We start from the raw sequence: 16269 nt of genomic DNA on the forward strand, positions 1-16269 counted from the left end.
GCGCGCCCTGGTTGTAGTGGCGAATCGGTTGAATCCTGCGCGCGCAGGACTTCGTTAACCTTTGGCGGCGCAGGCGGTTAACGCGCGATTCTCGGGGGGTATGCGAGCCGGCACCAAGGACCTTCCGATCGGTCTCGACGCCGGCTTCTTTCAACCATGACAACGTGCCAATGGCGCCGGCTCAGGCCAGCGAGCGGGCCGCGATGTCCGCCACGTCTCGCGACAGGTTCGGGGTGGCCCCGACCATGCGCAGCGCCGCCTCCGCCTTGGCCCGGCGACCGGCCTCCAGCATGCGCCAGCTCTTGAACGAGCCGAGCAGGCGCGAGGCGACCTGGGGATTGGTTCGGTCGAGCGCGATCACGATGTCGGCGACGAAGCCGTAGCCTTCGCCATCGGCCCGGTTGAACTGGGTCAGGTTCGCCGCAAAGCCGCCGATCAGGCCGCGCACCCGGTTCGGATTGCCGAGCGAGAAGGCAGGGTGGCTCATGAGCCCCTTGACCCGGGCGAGGGTGCCATCCTCCGCGATCAGCGCCTGCGCCATCAGCCATTTGTCGAGCACGAGCGGCTCGCGGGCATAGAGCTCGCCAAAGCGCGTGATCAGATCCTCACGCTCGGCTCCGGGGATCAGCGTCATCGCGGCGAGTGCCGCGAGCCGGTCGGTGAGGTTGTCGGCTTCGGTGAATTGCGCCAGCGCCAGCCGCGCGCCCTCGGCCGGAGCTCCGAGCGCGAGCAGCCCGAGCGCTTCGTTGCGCAACGCACGCCGCCCGGCCGGCGCCGCGGCCGGCGAATAGGGTCCGCGCTCGGCGAGGCTGTCGCGCAAGGCCGCGAGCTGGCCGGCAAGCGCCACGCCGATCGTGGCCGAGAGCTGGCGGTGGGTGCCGTGCACGACGTCCGGATCGACGTCCCGACCGATCTCGCGAGCGATGTCGGCCGGGGCGGGCAGGCGCAGAACCTGCGCGGCGAAGGCCGGATCCGCCAGCGCCGGACCGGCGAGGAAGCCCGAGAGCACCCCGGCGAGTGCCGTCGCGGTCTCGCCCAGCGTGGAATGATCGCCCCTGCCGGCACGTACCAGCGCCCGTGTCGCCACCGTCTGCAAGGCCTGCCAGCGGTTGAAGGAATCGCTGTCGGCCGTGAACAGCGTCAGGAGCTCGGCATCGCCGAGGTCGAGCTCGAGCCGGACCGGTGCCGAAAAGCCGCGCAGCAGCGACGGCGTCGGCGGCTCCGGCAGATCGGTGAAGGTCACGGAGAGCGAAGGCTGGTCGAGCACGACCACGCCGCCAGCTTTCAGCGTCGGCGAGATGCTGGTGAGCGGCAGGTCGCCGTCCTTGCCGACGAGGCCGAGCGCGACGGGAATGACGACTGGCTTCTTCTCGGGCTGGCCGGGCGTCGGCGGCGTCGATTGCGCCAGCTGCAGCGTATAGCTCTTCGCTTTCGCATCGTATTTGCCGGAGGCGACCACGGTCGGCGTGCCCGCCTGCTCGTACCATCCGGCGAAATGGGCGAGGTCCTGACCGGAGGACTCGACGAAGCAATCGAGGAATTCCTCGATCGTCGCGGCAGTGCCGTCGCAACGCTGGAAATAGAGGTCCATGCCGCGGGCGAAGGCGTCCTCGCCGATCAGAACCTTGAGCATGCGGATCACCTCCGCGCCCTTTTCGTAGACCGTCGGCGTGTAGAAGTTGTTGATCTCCTTGTAGGCGCGCGGCCGAACCTGATGGGCGAGGGGGCCGGCATCCTCGGAGAACTGCGTCGAACGCAGCGTGCGCACATCGGCGATGCGCTTTACCGGGCGCGAGCGCTCGTCGGAGGAGAATTCCTGGTCGCGGAAGACGGTGAGGCCTTCCTTCAGGCAGAGCTGGAACCAGTCGCGGCAGGTGATGCGGTTGCCGGTCCAGTTGTGGAAGTACTCATGCGCGATGATCGCCTCGATCGAGGCATAGTCGCCGTCGCTCGCCGTCAGCGGGTCGGCGAGCACATATTTGTCATTGAAGATGTTGAGGCCCTTGTTCTCCATTGCCCCCATGTTGAAGTCCGACACGGCGACGACGTTGAATACGTCGAGATCGTAGTTGCGGCCGAAGACGCGCTCGTCCCAGCGCATGCAGCGCTCGAGCGAATCCAGCGCCCAGCCGGCGCGCCCGGCCTTGCCCGGCTCGACATAGACGGCGAGCTCGACCTTATGGCCATCAGCCGTGACGTAAGGCTGCCGGACATGGTCGAGCTTGCCGCCGACCAGCGCGAACAGATAGGCCGGCTTCGGGTGCGGGTCGTGCCAGACGGCGAAATGGCGCTCGCCGCCAGGCAGTTCGGCCGCGGCGACGAGGTTGCCGTTGGAGAGCAGGACCGGCGCCTGCGTCTTCTCGGCCTCGAGGCGGACCGTGTAGACGCTCATCACGTCCGGCCGGTCGAGGAAATAGGTGATGCGGCGGAAGCCGTCCGCCTCGCATTGCGTGCAGTAGACGCCGCTGGAGCGGTAGAGCCCCATCAGCTTGGTGTTGGCGCTGGGGTCGAGCGTCGTCTCGATCCGGAGCGAGAAGGCCCGCGCCGGCGGCGCCTGGATCGTCAGCCCCTGCGGCGAAAGGGAATACAGCGCCGGATCGAGCTGGACCTCGTCGAGCAGGATGGAATCCGGCGTCAGCTCGTCGCCATCGAGGACGAGCGGCGCGCCGGCATGGCCGGCCGGGTTCGGCCGCAATTGCAGCAGCGCGCGCACCCTGGTCCGCGTCGGATCGAGGACGATGTCGAGATCAACAGTGTCGATCAGCCAGTCGGAGGGGCGATAATCCTCGAGGCGGATCAGCGGGGCGTCTTCGGCGCGCATGGCAGGCTCGCTTCCTTCAGTCGCTTTTATCTATGAAGCCGGAGACGACGACGGAAGCCGTCAGGGCAGGGCATAGGTCTTGTCGTTGGATACCACCGCCGGTTCGGCATGACTGACCAGGCGGCAGACATCCGGCCGGGCCTCGCGAACCTTGCGCTCGATCCTGTCGACGGCCCTATGCACGGCGGCGACGTCGAGCGCAGCATCGGCCCGGCAGTGATAGTTGACCACCAGGCCGTTGCGGGTCTCGCGCACGCGGACGCTGTGGATGTCGCGGATCGGGCCGCCGGCATCGGCCAAATGGGCCGCTTCCTGGGCGATCGCCTTGCCGATCGCCTCGACCACCTCCCAGGGTGCGTTGTGGCCGGAAGGCTGGCCGGTCTCCATCGGCTCGATATGGGTGTCGACCTCGGTCTCGCCGCCGAACTCGGCGCGGATCGCGTTCTCCAGCCTTGTGGCGATCTCGTGGGCCTCGCCGAGCGGAAGCACCGCGTCGACCTCCATGTCGAGCGAGACGGCGAGCCGCTCGCCGATCGTGTGGACGCTGACATGGTGCACCGGCACCTTCATCTTCAGCGCGATCAGCAGCACCCGTTCCAGCGCCGTCTCGTCGTCGACCTGGACCGGGTTGGCGGTAACGGTCAGCGCCGAATCCGGTTCGACGACCGCCAGGGCCCGCAGCAGGTCATCCTTGATCGCGCTGACGCGGTCGAGCGGCAGGGTCCGCGAGACCTGGATGCCGATCTCGCCCTGCACCACGCCGCCGGCGGGCCGCAGCCTGAGCCATTCGACATTGACCACGCCGGCAACGCCCTGCGCCGCTTCGCGCAGGCGCTCGGCGACGCCCTTAGGCGCGGCGTCGATCAGTGTATCGACTGTGCGCCGGCCGAGCTTCACCGCGGTCGCGATCATGAACACGGCGAGCGCCAGCGCCGTCGCGCTGTCGGCCATCGGCACGCCCATCCGCGTCAGGATCAGGCCGAGCAGCACCAGCGCCGTGCCGACGAAATCGGTGGCGAAATGCAGCGCCTCGGCGGAGAGCGCTTCGCTGCGGGTCTCCTTGGCGACCATGGTCAGCGTGCGCCAGCGCGTCGCGTCGACCATCAGCGAGAACAGCAGCACGCCGATCACGATCGGCGTCACCGCGACATGCGGCTCGCTGCCGGTCCACAGGCGGTTGGCCGCTTCCCACAGGATTGCGCCCGAGAGCCCGAATAGGATCGCGGTCTCCAGCAGCGCGGCGAGCGCCTCGAACTTGCCGTGGCCGTAATGATGCTCGTCATCGGCCGGCTTGTCGGCAGCGCGCACGGCGAACCAGGTGAACATGGTCGAGCCGATGTCGATCAGCCCCTGCAGCGCGTCGGTCATCAGGGCGAGCGAGCCCGATAGGATTGCGGCGCCGAATTTGGCGAGCGTCAGCACGACGCTGGCGATCACCGACAGCGTCGCCGCCTTCTGCTTGACCCGGGAGACCTCGGCGGGTGACACCGGGCCGGCCGGGTTCGGCGTGCGATCCTGCGTTTCGCTCATGATAGGTCCGCGCGAGCCCTCTTTGATCGTGGCCGGGTTTGGCCCGATCCATCTGCCAGATCAACCCCGGGAGACAAACGATGCGCTATCTAACCGAGCCTTCGAGGCGCACGTCGTCCTAGATAAAAATGTGCATAGGGCCTCTCAAATCGGCATAGGGCGAAGATCTAGCGTGAAGCGCGTTTAGGTTGCGGCTATGCACTTGGGGGTGGGGGAGCGCTAAATGAAAAAGCATTGGCCGCTAGGCGCATTCGTCGCTCTGGCTCTCCTTATTGTCACGGTCGGATGGCTCCTGCCGCTAATGCCCGAGTGGATTTGGCCTAGCGCCAACAAGCGCGAGTGGGCCGAACTCGGACCGCGCGGCGATCTTTTCGGCGGCTTCGTCAACCCGCTGTTGAGCTTCCTCGCCTTCATGGGCGTCATGTACTCGATCTATCTGCAGCGGTCCGATCTGGCGGAAAGCCACCGTGAGGCTCAGCGGCAGTAGTTCGAGAACACTTTCTTTCAGATGCTGGCGGTTCAGAACCGCATATTAGAAAGTATTGAGTATCCGGCTCCCCATGAAGGCGAAAAGATTAGGGGGAGGGAATGCTTTTCGGAATATATGAGTCGGCTGAGAGAGCAATTTAATCGCAGTTTGAGTGCGAATGGTCCCACGGAGTTGCAAAAAATTCAGGACGCATACCGCACGTGCTGGCAGTCTTGGAGAAAAGATCTAAGTCATTATTATCGGTATTTGTATAATTTTCTCAGATTTATTGATGAGGCGCATTTGCCAAGGCTGAGTTACGATGTCGTTGACCCAAAAATAAAATATACACGAATTTTGAGGGCGCAGTTGTCAGATTTTGAGCTCGCTCTGCTGTTTTATAACGTGCTCTCGGAAAAAGGTCAGAAGATGCGGGTATATGTCGGCAGGTACGATATGCTCGACAATTTACCGCTCGATCTCATACAGCCAAACGACCACTTAGAGCTGCGTGATGGCATGGGAATGGTTGGGAAGCTGTTGCCCCGTCCAGAAGTATAATTAAAAACAATCCTATACGACTTTTGGCTGGTTGCGACTGAATTGCTGGCAGGTTCCATCGATGAAGCAGGTGCTCAATGAGTGAACAGGTTCCGCCCGCACGTATCGGCGCCGCCCGGCGCTTTTTTGACAACATCGTTGATCCAGGCGAAGGCGGCGCAAAGCTGGCGCTCTACAGGCTGTTCTTGGTCGCGGTTAGCGCGGTAACGATCGCATCCATGGTCTATCTCACTCTCACGCTGGCCGGCGTGAAGTTTGATAAGCTCGGGCAGGCCGGCGATTTTTTTGGAGGGTTTCTGAACCCGGCGCTTACATTTCTGACATTCACCGGCGTGCTTATCACCATTGTTCTTCAGCGAGCTGAGTTAAGCCTTACAAGGGCGGAATACGCACGTGCAGCGACTGCCCTTGAAGCTCAACTTGATACACTTAGACAAAGCAATTTTGAAGCGACATTCTTTCAAATGCTCGGGTTATATAACGGGATTGTCGAAGGAATCTCAATGTCGGGATCGGGGAAGGTGGGGCGTCAAGCATTTATTTCTCTCGTAGCCTATTTGAGAACCAATATCAGTCACTTTGAAGAGCATTCAAAGCAGCCTAGGCTAGAGAATTTAAAGAATGGCTATCGAGTGTTTCACGGTGATCATCGACAAAATGTTGGACATTATTTTCGATATATATTCAACATACTCAGATTTATTGACAATTCAGCAATCGGGGACAAATATAAATACACAAGGATTCTAAGATCTCAGATATCTGATCAAGAATTAGTGCTGTTATTCTATTACAGTGTGAGCGATAAAGGTAAAAGAATGAAAAAATTGGTCGAAAGGTACATTATGTTCAACAACCTTCCTCTGGAACTATTGCTAGCTCCCGGCGATGAGCGGCATCTCGATGAGATGGCGTTCTCGACTTCATTTGATTCGAACGATGAGGACGTGCTTTAATAACACATGACTTCTACCAGCGGCGATGCAGCGGCGAAATGCTCCGATGGGCGGCCGCGTGGTACGCCCTTTAAGCTTGGCCAATCCGGCCGGGATACCAAAAGATGCCATCAACCTCTCCATGCGGTGTCGAACGTGGCAGCGTTTCGGAGGTCTACGCCGCGTACTATTATCAGGCGCTAGCCACCGCCAGTCTGGAAAGGCTGCTACGGGCCGTGCTAACCAGTTGCAAGATGGTCACCGTTCAGGTGTCGGAATTAGCAAACAGTTAGAAGGGCTTAGAAAAATTATGCGCTATCTCCACACCATGGTTCGCGTCACCGACCTCGATGCCGCGCTCGATTTCTATGTGAACAAGTTCGGCCTGGTCGAAACCCGCCGGATCGAGAACGAGAAGGGTCGCTTCACCCTCGTCTTCCTCGCTGCGCCCGACGATGCGGCTGCAGTCAAGGAGCAGGGCAGCCGCGGCCGCCCGACGCTGGAGCTGACCTTCAACTGGGATCCGGAAGTCTACACGGGCGGGCGCAATTTCGGCCATCTCGCCTATGAGGTCGACGACATCTACGCGACCTGCGACAAGCTGATGAAGGCCGGCATCACCATCAACCGGCCGCCGCGCGACGGCAACATGGCCTTCGTCCGCTCGCCCGACAACATCTCGATCGAGATCCTGCAGAAGGGCGATCCCAAGCCGCCGGCCGAGCCGTGGCTGAGCATGCCGAATACCGGGGCTTGGTGAAGGCATAGCAGCAGGGCTTGCGCGTACAGCGCACCTGCGACTAGCGAGGGAGCCGCGACCGCTCGGGTGAAGGGCGGCGCGGCGGGAGGCTGGCCTTGACCAAGATGCTGTTCGGCACGCTCGATGACGGCACGCCGATCCACGAGGCCGTGCTGCGCTCGGCCTCCGGAGCAGAAGCGCGGGTGATGGAATGGGGTGCGGTGCTGCGCGATCTCGTCGTGCCACTGCCCAATGGCGGGCGCCAGCGCGTCGTGCTCGGCTTCCCCGACTTCGCCGACTATCCCAAATACTCTCCACATATGGGCGCGATCGCCGGCCGCTTCGCCAACCGCATCGGCGGCGGCCGCTTCATGCTCGACGGTGTCGAATACCAGACCCCGCTGAATGAGCACGGCCGCAACTCGCTGCATGGCGGCGGGCAGGGCTTCGGCAAGCGGCCCTGGACTTTGGTGCAGCACGACGAGGCGAGCGCGATATTGGCGCTGGTCTCCCCCGCCGGCGATGCCGGCTATCCCGGCACGCTCGATCTCTTCTGCCGCTACAGCCTCACCGGGGCTGCGACCTTGCGGATCGAGCTCACTGCGACGACCGACGCGCCGACGATCGTCAACCTGGCGCATCACTCCTATTTCCGCCTCGACGATGGTCCGGACATCCTCGACCACGAGTTCGAGGTCCGCGCCAATCTGATCACCCCGGTCGATGCCGATCTGATCCCGGACGGCTCGGTTGCCTCGGTAGCCGGGACCCCCTTCGATTTCCGAAAGAGCCGGCCGATCCGCTTCGACAAGCCGGACGGCTCGCGCTTCTGGTACGACCATAATTATCTGCTGCGCCGTGACCGCCGCGAGCCGGCGGCGGCGACGGGCCTCGAACTCGCCCATGCCGCGACCTTGCGCTCGCGCCGCTCCGGTCTTGCCATGGAAGTCTGGACCACCGAGCCGGCGCTGCAGGTCTATGACGGCTTCAAGCTGGATACCCCGGTCGCAGGGCTCGACGGAGCGCCATACGGCGCCTGCGCCGGGATCGCGCTCGAACCGCAGCATGTGCCGGACTCGCCCAACCTCCCGCATTTCCCCTCGACGGTGCTGCGCCCCGGCGAGGTCTATCGCCAGATCAGCGAATTCAGGTTCGGAGCGTAAGTCGCATGGCCGGTGTCTTCTGTTTGGGTATCGCGACGCTCGACTATGTCTACAGCGTCGAGCGCGTGCCCAACCCCGGCGAGAAGGATCGGGCGCGCGATCTTGTCGTCACCGGCGGCGGTTGCGCCGGCAGCGGCTCGGCCGCGATCGGCCGGCTCGGCGGTAAGGCCTGGCTGGCGACGCGCCTGGGCGACGACGCCGTCGGCGACACCATCGTCGCACAGTTGCAGCAGGACGGCGTCGACACCTCGCTCTCACCGCGCTTTCCCGGCCTGCGCTCGCCGGTCTCCTCGATCTTGATCGACGCCCAGGGCGAGCGCATGGTCGTCTCCTATACCGACCCGAAGACGCCGCTGACGACCGACTGGCTGCCCGATGCGCTGCCGGCCGGCTGTGACGGCGTGCTGGTCGATACCCGCTGGGGCGAGGGCTCGCTCGCGGCGCTGCAGCTCGCCCGCCAGGCCGGCGTGCCCGGCGTGATCGATGGCGACCGCCAGCCGACCCATCCGGAGATGGTGACCGCCGCCAGCCACGTCGCCTTCAGCGAGAAGGCACTAAGCGAGATCTCGGGCGGGCAGGAGCCGCGGGCGGCGCTGGAAGCACTGGTGCGCGGCGCGCAGAACTGGCTTGCGGTGACGCTCGGCCCGCGCGGCGTGCTCTTCATGGAGAATGGCGGCATCGCCCATCTGCCGGCCTTTCCGATCGAGGCGGTCGATACGCTCGGTGCCGGCGATGTGTGGCATGGCGCCTTCGCGCTGGCGTTGGCCGAAGGGCAGGGAGAGCGCGACGCGGTACGCTTCGCCTCGGCGGTAGCCGCGATCAAATGCACCCGCTTCGGCGGCCGCGCCGGTACCCCGACGCGCGATGAGGTCGAGCGCTTCCTCGCGGCGCATTGAGGCGCGGGAACTTCGCTGCCCTTCGGCGGTAGATGGCGAGACCCCGAACTCGCCGGAGGAAAGCCATGGCCAGCAGAAACCTTCACGACATCGCCGAGAAGATGCGCGACATCGACATCGCCTTCCTCACCACGCGGACGGATGGAGGCGAGCTCGCGGCGCGGCCGATGAGCAACAATTCCGACGTCGAGTACGACGGCGACTCCTTCTACTTCACCGAAGACTCGACGCGGATGGTCGGCGATATCGAGCGCGACCCGACGGTCGGACTGCAGTTCTCCAGCAAGGACGGCTTCTTCGTCGCGGTCGAGGGCCGGGCCGATCTGATCCGCGACAAGCAGGCCTTCGCCGAGCACTGGTCTCCCGATCTTGACGCCTGGTTCAAGGAGGGCGTCGACACGCCCGGCCTGGTGATGATCAGGGTTGGCGCCCAGCGCATCAAATACTGGGATGGCGAGGAGAACGGCGAAGTCAGCTTCTGAGGCTGTACTGCCTAGAATATGGGCAGGTAGGCCGTGGGCCGATCTTGCGAGCCGGCGCATTGCGCGGAAAACTGCGCCGGATCGTCAGAGCCTCCCATGTTCGCGCCCGCGTTGCCGCAATCACCCGAACCGATCCTGCCGGACTATGTCCGCGCCGATGGTGGCGTGCGCCTGCGCTTTGGCAAGGTCGGCGCGCGCACGATGCGGCTGGAGGTCGCCGAGAGCGGCGGCTACCGCGCCCGCTTCCCGACCGCCTATGACGAGCGTTGCGAAGCTGTGCTGATCAACACCGCCGGCGGCATGGCCGGTGGCGACCGCGCCGTCACGCGGATCGCCCTCGAACCCGGCGCGCAGGCGGTGGTGACGACGCAGGCGGCAGAAAAGATCTATCGCAGCCAGGGCAGCCAGACGCGGGTCGAGACCCGCGTCGACGTCGCAGATGGTGCCGAGCTCGCCTGGCTGCCGCAGGAGACGATCCTGTTCTCCGGTTCGCGCCTGGCGCGCAGCCTCGATGTCGCGCTCGTGGCCGATGCCAGCTTTATCGCTGCCGAGACACTCTATTTCGGCCGCGCCGCCATGGGCGAGAGCCTGTCGCGCGGTCATCTGCACGACCGCTGGCGCATCCGCCGTGACGGAAAGCTGATCTTCGCCGAGGATCTGCGGCTCGACGGCGCCATCGACGCGACCTTGGGTCGCAAGGCGATCGGGCAGGGCGCGCGGGCCGCCGCGACGGTCCTCGCGGTGGGGCCTGGTCAGCCGGAAAAGCTCGGCGAAATCCGCGCCTTGCTCGCTGATGATCCCACCTTCGCCGCGGTCGAAGCCGGCGCCGGCACGCTCGACGGCTTCCTTCTGATCCGCCTTCTCTCCGCCGACGCACAGGCGCTGCGTCGCGCCCTCGTCATGCTCCTCGGGCATCTGATCGGCCGTGCGCTGCCGCGCACCTGGTCAATCTGAGGAGAGCGTGATGCTGGCAATCCAGGGACTGAAATGCGTCTATGATACCGGCTCCCGCGGCTGGGCGATCGAGCTCGCGCTGAAGGGCGAGGGCGAGGAAGCCGTGCGCCGCTTCGATGTCGACGGCCCCGAGGATGCCGAGATGCTGATCGAGGCCTTCGACGAGTCGACCTCGAGCAGCTTCGATCCGGCGACGGGCGAGATCGTCTTTGCCTATGAATACGCCACCCTCGACGACGAAGACGAGGATGAGGACGAGACCGACGACGAGGCGGACGAGGAAGAGGACGAGGACGCCGAAGTCGCTGAAGACGACGAAGACGAAGTCGCCGAGGACGAGGACGAGAAGGTCAAGGCATGAATCTGACGCCGCGCGAGAAGGACAAGCTCATCATCGCCATGGCTGCCATGGTGGCGAGGCGAAGGCTCGAGCGCGGCGTCAAGCTCAACCATCCCGAAGCCGTCGCGCTGATCACCGACTTCGTGGTCGAGGGTGCGCGCGACGGCAAGTCCGTCGCCGAGTTGATGGAGGCGGGCGCCCATGTCCTCTCGGCCGATCAGGTCATGGACGGCATCGCCGAGATGCTGCACGACGTCCAGGTCGAGGCGACCTTTCCTGATGGCACCAAGCTCGTCACCGTCCACGAGCCGATTCGCGGCTCCAAGGGCAGGCTGAAGCCGGGCGAGGTCACGACCCTGCCGGGCGATCTCATTCTCAACGAGGGCCGCGAGAGCCTGACGCTCACCGTCTCCAACACCGGCGACCGGCCAATCCAGGTCGGTTCGCACTATCATTTCTTCGAGGCCAACCCCGCACTCGCTTTCGAGCGCGAGAGGGCCAGAGGGTTCAGGCTCGACATTCCCGCCGGCACCGCCGTGCGTTTCGAGCCCGGCCAGACCCGCGAGGTCAGGCTCGTCGCGCTCGCTGGCAAGCGCGAGGTCTATGGCTTCCGCCAGGAGGTCATGGGCAAGCTGTGAGGCGGCGCCTGAGACCGCATTTGCGACGAGATTCCGCTTCAGCGTTGTGACATGGCGTCGTCGGCTTCCGCCGGCCGGCGGTACCTGCCATGCTCGAACCATCCTCAGGCCAGGCCGCGATGCAAGACGACGCTGTGCTCCCGTCTCTCCCGACGCTCGAAACCGGCAAGGGCAAGCGTGGCGTCTGCGCCATCAGCGGCGCCGAGCTCAGCCGCAAGAGCCTGATCGCGCTCGGAACGCTGCGGCCCTCGCTGGTCGAGCATATCCGGCGCGACTTCCCCGATCTCGACGATCACAGCCTGATCAGCCTCAAGGAGCTGGCGCGCTACCGTACGCGCTATGTCGAGGAGATCCTGCGCGAGGAGCACGGCGAGTACACCGATCTCGACCGCGAGGTCGCCGAGAGCATCGCCCGGCAGGAGACCATCGCGGAGAACGTCGAGGACGATTTCGAGGAGCATCGCACCCTCGGCGAGCGTCTCTCGGATGGGCTCGCCAGCTTCGGCGGCTCATGGGCCTTCCTGATCAGCTTCGGCGTGGTGCTGTTCGGCTGGATGGCGCTGAACATCGCGATGGCGGCCAGCGCCTTCGATCCTTACCCCTTCATCCTGCTCAACCTCGTCCTGTCCTGCATCGCAGCCATCCAGGCGCCAATCATCATGATGAGCCAGAAGCGGCAGGAGGCGAAGGACCGCCTGCGCTCCTTCAACGACTACCAGGTCAACCTCAAGGCCGAGCTCGAGGTCCGGCACCTGCACGAGAAGATCGACCATCTGATCACGCGGCAATGGCAGCGCCTCGCCGAGATCCAGCAGGTCCAGCTCGAAATGCTGCAGGAGGCGCAATTGCCCAGGCGCAAGCCGAAACGACGCAAGAAGCCGGTGGCGAAGAAGAAGGTGGCTGTGGTTGCGGCAGACACAGGGGCTGAGGGAAGCGAGCCTTCGGGAGGGCGCTCCGATGCATGACGACGATCATGTCCTGCGCGACCAGATCGCGCTGGTGACACATGCGGCAGGCTTTGCCGCGCGCGTCCATGCCGGCCAGACCCGCAAGGGCGGGAGCAGTCCCGCCTTTATCCTGCATCTCGCCGAAGTTGCCGATCTCCTGGCCAAGGCGCTGGAGCAGCCCGATGCCGAGCTGGTCGCAGCGGCCTGGCTGCATGACGCCGTCGAGAAGACGAAGATCACGGGCGATGAGATCGAGAGCCTCTTCGGCCCGCGAGTTGCATCTCTCGTTGCCGAAGTGAGTGACGACAAGAGCCTGCCGGAGGCGGAGCGGCACCGCATGCAGATCGAGACGATCGGCGAGAAGAGCGAAGCGGCCCGCCTGCTGCGGCTCGCCGACAAGATCAGCGGCCTGCGCGAGCTGGCGGAAGACCCGCCCGTCGGCTGGGACCAGGCGCGTCGGCGCGCCTGGCTGCAGTTCGCGAACGATGTCGCCGCCGGCTGCCGCGGTCTCAACAGCCCGCTCGACCTGTTGTTCGACCAAGCCGCTGCCGCTGCAGCCAGAAGCATTGACGATATGCCGGCTCAGCCGGCTGGTTGACGAGGATAGCCCATGCCCTTCGCCTTTCCGCGCAATGCCTATGCCGCGATGTTCGGTCCGACCACCGGCGATACCGTCCGGCTCGGCGACACCGAGCTCGTCGTCAGGGTCGAGAAGGATTTCACCACATATGGCGAGGAGGTGAAGTTCGGCGGCGGCAAGGTCATCCGCGACGGCATGGGCCAGAGCCAGGTCAGGAACGCCGACGGTGCCGTCGACACCGTCATCACCAATGCGCTGATCCTCGACCATTGGGGCATCGTGAAAGCCGATATCGGCATCAGGGCTGGCCGCATCTGCGCCATCGGCAAGGCCGGCAATCCCGACATCCAGGCCGGCTTCGGCAATTTTGCGCCTGACGAGACGATCGTCGTCGGCCCCGGCACCGAGGTCATCGCCGGCGAGGGCAAGATCGTCACTGCCGGCGGCTTCGACAGCCATATCCACTATATCTGCCCGCAGCAGATCGAGGATGCGCTGATGAGCGGGCTGACCACCATGCTGGGCGGCGGCACCGGCCCGGCCCATGGCACATTGGCGACGACCTGCACGCCAGGCCCTTGGCACTTAAGCCAGATGATCAAGGCCGCCGACGCCTTCCCGATGAACCTCGCCTTCGCCGGCAAGGGCAATGCCGCACTGCCCGGCGCGCTGACAGAAATGATCGAGGCCGGCGCCTGCGCGCTCAAGCTGCACGAGGACTGGGGCACGACCCCGGGCGCGATCGACAACTGCCTCTCGGTCGCCGACGAATACGACATCCAGGTGATGATCCACACCGACACGCTGAACGAGTCGGGCTTCGTCGAGGACACGGTCGCGGCCTTCAAGGGCCGCACCATCCACGCCTTCCACACCGAAGGGGCGGGCGGCGGCCATGCCCCTGACATCATGAAGGTCGCCGGGCTGCCCAACGTGCTGCCCTCATCGACCAACCCGACCCGGCCGTTCACCGTCAACACGCTCGACGAGCACCTCGACATGCTGATGGTCTGCCATCACCTGTCGCCGTCGATCCCCGAGGACCTCGCCTTCGCCGAGAGCCGCATCCGCAAGGAGACGATCGCCGCCGAGGACATCCTGCACGATCTCGGCGCACTCTCGATGATGTCGTCGGACAGCCAGGCCATGGGCCGTATCGGCGAGGTGATCACCCGCACCTGGCAGACCGCCCACAAGATGAAGGTCCAGCGCGGCCCGCTGCCGCAGGATGCCGGCACCGGCGCCGACAATTTCCGCGCCAAGCGCTATGTCGCCAAATACACGATCAATCCGGCGATCGCCCATGGCATCTCCCGCCATATCGGCTCGGTCGAGGTCGGCAAGCTCGCCGATCTCGTCGTCTGGTCTCCGGCCTTCTTCGGCGCCAAGCCCGATCTCGTCGTCAAGGGCGGCTCGATCGCCGCAGCTCCGATGGGCGACCCCAACGCCTCGATCCCGACGCCGCAGCCGGTGCATTACCGGCCGATGTTCGGCGCCTTCGGCAAGGCGGTGACCGCGACCTCGCTGGTCTTCGTCTCGCAGGCCGCCATGGCGAACGGCCTCAAGGGCCGGCTCGGCACCGACAAGGAGATGGTCGCGGTCGAGAACGTGCGCGGTGGCATCTCCAAGAAGAGCATGATCCACAACGACGCGACGCCGGACATCCAGATCGATCCGGAGACCTATGCGGTGGTGGCTGACGGCGAGCTGCTGGTCTGCGAACCGGCGAAGGAGCTGCCGCTGGCGCAGCGGTATTTCCTGTTCTGAGCGGCCAAGACAGCGGGAACATCGCCTGCCACCTCCACGTTCCCTCCCATCAGATCAGGGAGGCACCCATGGCTAAGTCCAAGACAGCAGGCCCCAAGGGCCAGCAGCCGGAAGCGCTTGCGACCTTTGCCGCCAGCGCTCGCAATGACGGCAAGAAGCCGAAGGAGATCGGTCTCGAAGCCACCAGGACGACGAAACCGCTGAAGACATCCCCTGAAAAGAAACAGGATGCAGCGACGAAGGTGCTGCGCGAAGGCGTTCTCGGCAAGGATCAGGGCGCCGACAGGGCCATCAACAAGCTGCCGGACCGGACCCGGCGGCATTGAGCTCGGGCTTGCTTGGCCTTCGATATTGACACTTGGCGGGCCTCTCATTCTTGTAGACGGCTAAATAAAATCAGCCGTCCAGGGAGGTTGCCTTGCTCCGTTCGTCTCACGCTGCCGCACTTGCTGGCGTCGCTCTCGCCGCCCTCGCGACGCCCGCGGCCGCCCAGGGCCAGGTCACCGTCTACTACTCGATCCTCGAGGAGCAGTGCCGCGAGGGTGCCTCGATCTTCGAGAAGGCGACCGGCATCAAGGTCCAGATGGTGCGCAAGTCGACCGGCGAGGTCTATGCCCAGGTCAAGGCCGAGGCGACCAATCCACGCGGCGACGTCTGGTGGGGCGGGCCGGGCGAGCCGCATCTGCAGGCCGCCGACGAGGGCCTGCTCGACGAGTACAAGTCGCCGAAGCTTTCGGAACTGCATGATTGGGCCAGGCGCCATGCCGAGCAGTCGAAGTTCCAGACTTCGGGCATTTATCTCGGTGCGCTCGGCATCGGCTACAACACCGAGACCTTGAAGAGCAAGAAACTGGTCGAGCCCAAATGCTGGGCCGACCTGCTCGATCCCAAGTTCAAGGACGAGGTCCAGGTCGCCGATCCCAGCTCATCCGGCACGGCCTATGTCTTCCTCGCCACCACTGTCCAGCGCCTAGGCGAGGACAAGGGCTTCGAATTCCTCAAGAGCCTGCACAGGAACATCAGCCAGTACACCAAGTCCGGCATCGCCCCGGTGAAGGCGACGGCCCTCGGCGAGACGGCGGTGGGCATCGCCTTCATGCACGACATGCTGACGCAGAAGCTGCAGGGCGCGCCGATCGGCATCGTCGCTCCTTGCGAGGGCACCGGCTACGAGACCGGCTCGGTTTCGGTGATCAAGGGCGGCAAGAACCCGGAAGCGGCGCGCAAATTCGTCGATTTCACGCTCTCGCCTGAGGCGCAGGACATCAACGCCAAGCTCAAGATCAACTCGATCCCGTCGAACAGGAATTCCAAGCTTTCGCCTGACGCGCCGAAATTCGAGGAGATCAAGCTCATCGACTACGACACCCCGCGCTGGGGCAGCCCGGCCGAGCGCTCGCGCCTCCTGAAGAAGTTCGACGACGAGGTGAAGGGGCTGCCGCGCTGA

17 protein-coding genes are annotated in these 16269 nt (G+C 64.6%); 15 read left to right on the top strand and 2 right to left on the bottom strand.

All coding sequences use genetic code 11. From position 1 onward, the window contains the following. Positions 1 to 181 precede the first annotated feature (181 nt). Both pepN and AC07O0_RS04840 read right to left on the bottom strand, forming a co-directional pair. Entirely contained in the window at positions 182 to 2821 is a 2640-nt protein-coding gene (pepN, locus tag AC07O0_RS04835) for an aminopeptidase N (protein ID WP_494620506.1), read from the bottom strand. Positions 2822 to 2881: 60 nt separating this feature from the next. After that, positions 2882 to 4351, bottom strand: a complete 1470-nt coding sequence (locus AC07O0_RS04840; RefSeq protein ID WP_494620507.1) for a cation diffusion facilitator family transporter — start codon at positions 4349 to 4351, stop codon at positions 2882 to 2884. Positions 4352 to 4574: 223 nt separating this feature from the next. Between AC07O0_RS04840 and AC07O0_RS04845 the strand changes: the two genes are divergently transcribed. The 15 genes from AC07O0_RS04845 to AC07O0_RS04915 all read left to right on the top strand — a co-directional run bounded on the left by AC07O0_RS04845 (position 4575) and on the right by AC07O0_RS04915 (position 16269). Then, positions 4575 to 4838: a hypothetical protein gene (locus AC07O0_RS04845; RefSeq protein ID WP_494620508.1), complete on the top strand. Its 264-nt coding sequence runs from the start codon at positions 4575 to 4577 to the stop codon at positions 4836 to 4838. A gap of 21 nt (positions 4839 to 4859) precedes the next feature. Continuing rightward, complete coding sequence (locus AC07O0_RS04850) at positions 4860 to 5381, top strand: putative phage abortive infection protein (protein WP_494620509.1); 522 nt, start codon at positions 4860 to 4862, stop codon at positions 5379 to 5381. Between the two features lie 77 nt (positions 5382 to 5458). Further along, the gene (locus AC07O0_RS04855) at positions 5459 to 6337 is read left to right on the top strand and encodes a putative phage abortive infection protein (RefSeq protein ID WP_494620510.1); all 879 of its coding nucleotides are present in this window, start codon (positions 5459 to 5461) and stop codon (positions 6335 to 6337) included. 289 nt (positions 6338 to 6626) lie between these two features. Beyond that, complete coding sequence (locus tag AC07O0_RS04860; RefSeq protein ID WP_494620512.1) at positions 6627 to 7076, top strand: VOC family protein; 450 nt, start codon at positions 6627 to 6629, stop codon at positions 7074 to 7076. A 104-nt stretch (positions 7077 to 7180) separates the two neighbouring features. Continuing rightward, entirely contained in the window at positions 7181 to 8218 is a 1038-nt protein-coding gene (locus AC07O0_RS04865; RefSeq protein WP_494620672.1) for an aldose epimerase family protein, read from the top strand. A 5-nt stretch (positions 8219 to 8223) separates the two neighbouring features. Next, positions 8224 to 9114: a PfkB family carbohydrate kinase gene (locus AC07O0_RS04870; protein ID WP_494620513.1), complete on the top strand. Its 891-nt coding sequence runs from the start codon at positions 8224 to 8226 to the stop codon at positions 9112 to 9114. Positions 9115 to 9179: 65 nt separating this feature from the next. Next, positions 9180 to 9596 (top strand): pyridoxamine 5'-phosphate oxidase family protein, encoded by a 417-nt coding sequence (locus AC07O0_RS04875; protein WP_494620515.1) that lies wholly within the window; start codon positions 9180 to 9182, stop codon positions 9594 to 9596. A 96-nt stretch (positions 9597 to 9692) separates the two neighbouring features. Continuing rightward, complete coding sequence (locus tag AC07O0_RS04880; protein WP_494620516.1) at positions 9693 to 10550, top strand: urease accessory protein UreD; 858 nt, start codon at positions 9693 to 9695, stop codon at positions 10548 to 10550. Between the two features lie 10 nt (positions 10551 to 10560). Beyond that, on the top strand, positions 10561 to 10911 hold the full coding sequence (locus tag AC07O0_RS04885; RefSeq protein ID WP_494620518.1) for a hypothetical protein: 351 nt from the start codon (positions 10561 to 10563) through the stop codon (positions 10909 to 10911). Beyond that, positions 10908 to 11528 carry an urease subunit gamma gene (locus tag AC07O0_RS04890; protein WP_494620519.1) on the top strand — a complete coding sequence of 207 codons (621 nt, stop codon included), beginning with the start codon at positions 10908 to 10910 and terminating at the stop codon, positions 11526 to 11528. Before AC07O0_RS04885 ends, AC07O0_RS04890 begins: the two co-directional genes overlap by 4 nt. Before the next feature lie 119 nt (positions 11529 to 11647). Beyond that, positions 11648 to 12493, top strand: a complete 846-nt coding sequence (locus AC07O0_RS04895) for a DUF1003 domain-containing protein (protein WP_494620521.1) — start codon at positions 11648 to 11650, stop codon at positions 12491 to 12493. Further along, positions 12486 to 13073 (top strand): HD domain-containing protein, encoded by a 588-nt coding sequence (locus tag AC07O0_RS04900; RefSeq protein WP_494620523.1) that lies wholly within the window; start codon positions 12486 to 12488, stop codon positions 13071 to 13073. The genes AC07O0_RS04895 and AC07O0_RS04900 overlap by 8 nt, the downstream gene beginning before the upstream one ends. Before the next feature lie 12 nt (positions 13074 to 13085). Then, positions 13086 to 14822 carry an urease subunit alpha gene (ureC, locus tag AC07O0_RS04905; RefSeq protein WP_494620525.1) on the top strand — a complete coding sequence of 579 codons (1737 nt, stop codon included), beginning with the start codon at positions 13086 to 13088 and terminating at the stop codon, positions 14820 to 14822. 68 nt (positions 14823 to 14890) lie between these two features. After that, positions 14891 to 15148 (top strand): hypothetical protein, encoded by a 258-nt coding sequence (locus AC07O0_RS04910; protein ID WP_494620527.1) that lies wholly within the window; start codon positions 14891 to 14893, stop codon positions 15146 to 15148. A 92-nt stretch (positions 15149 to 15240) separates the two neighbouring features. Next, on the top strand, positions 15241 to 16269 hold the full coding sequence (locus AC07O0_RS04915) for an ABC transporter substrate-binding protein (RefSeq protein WP_494620529.1): 1029 nt from the start codon (positions 15241 to 15243) through the stop codon (positions 16267 to 16269).

The organism is Allobosea sp. GW821-FHT10B12 (assembly GCF_059415545.1).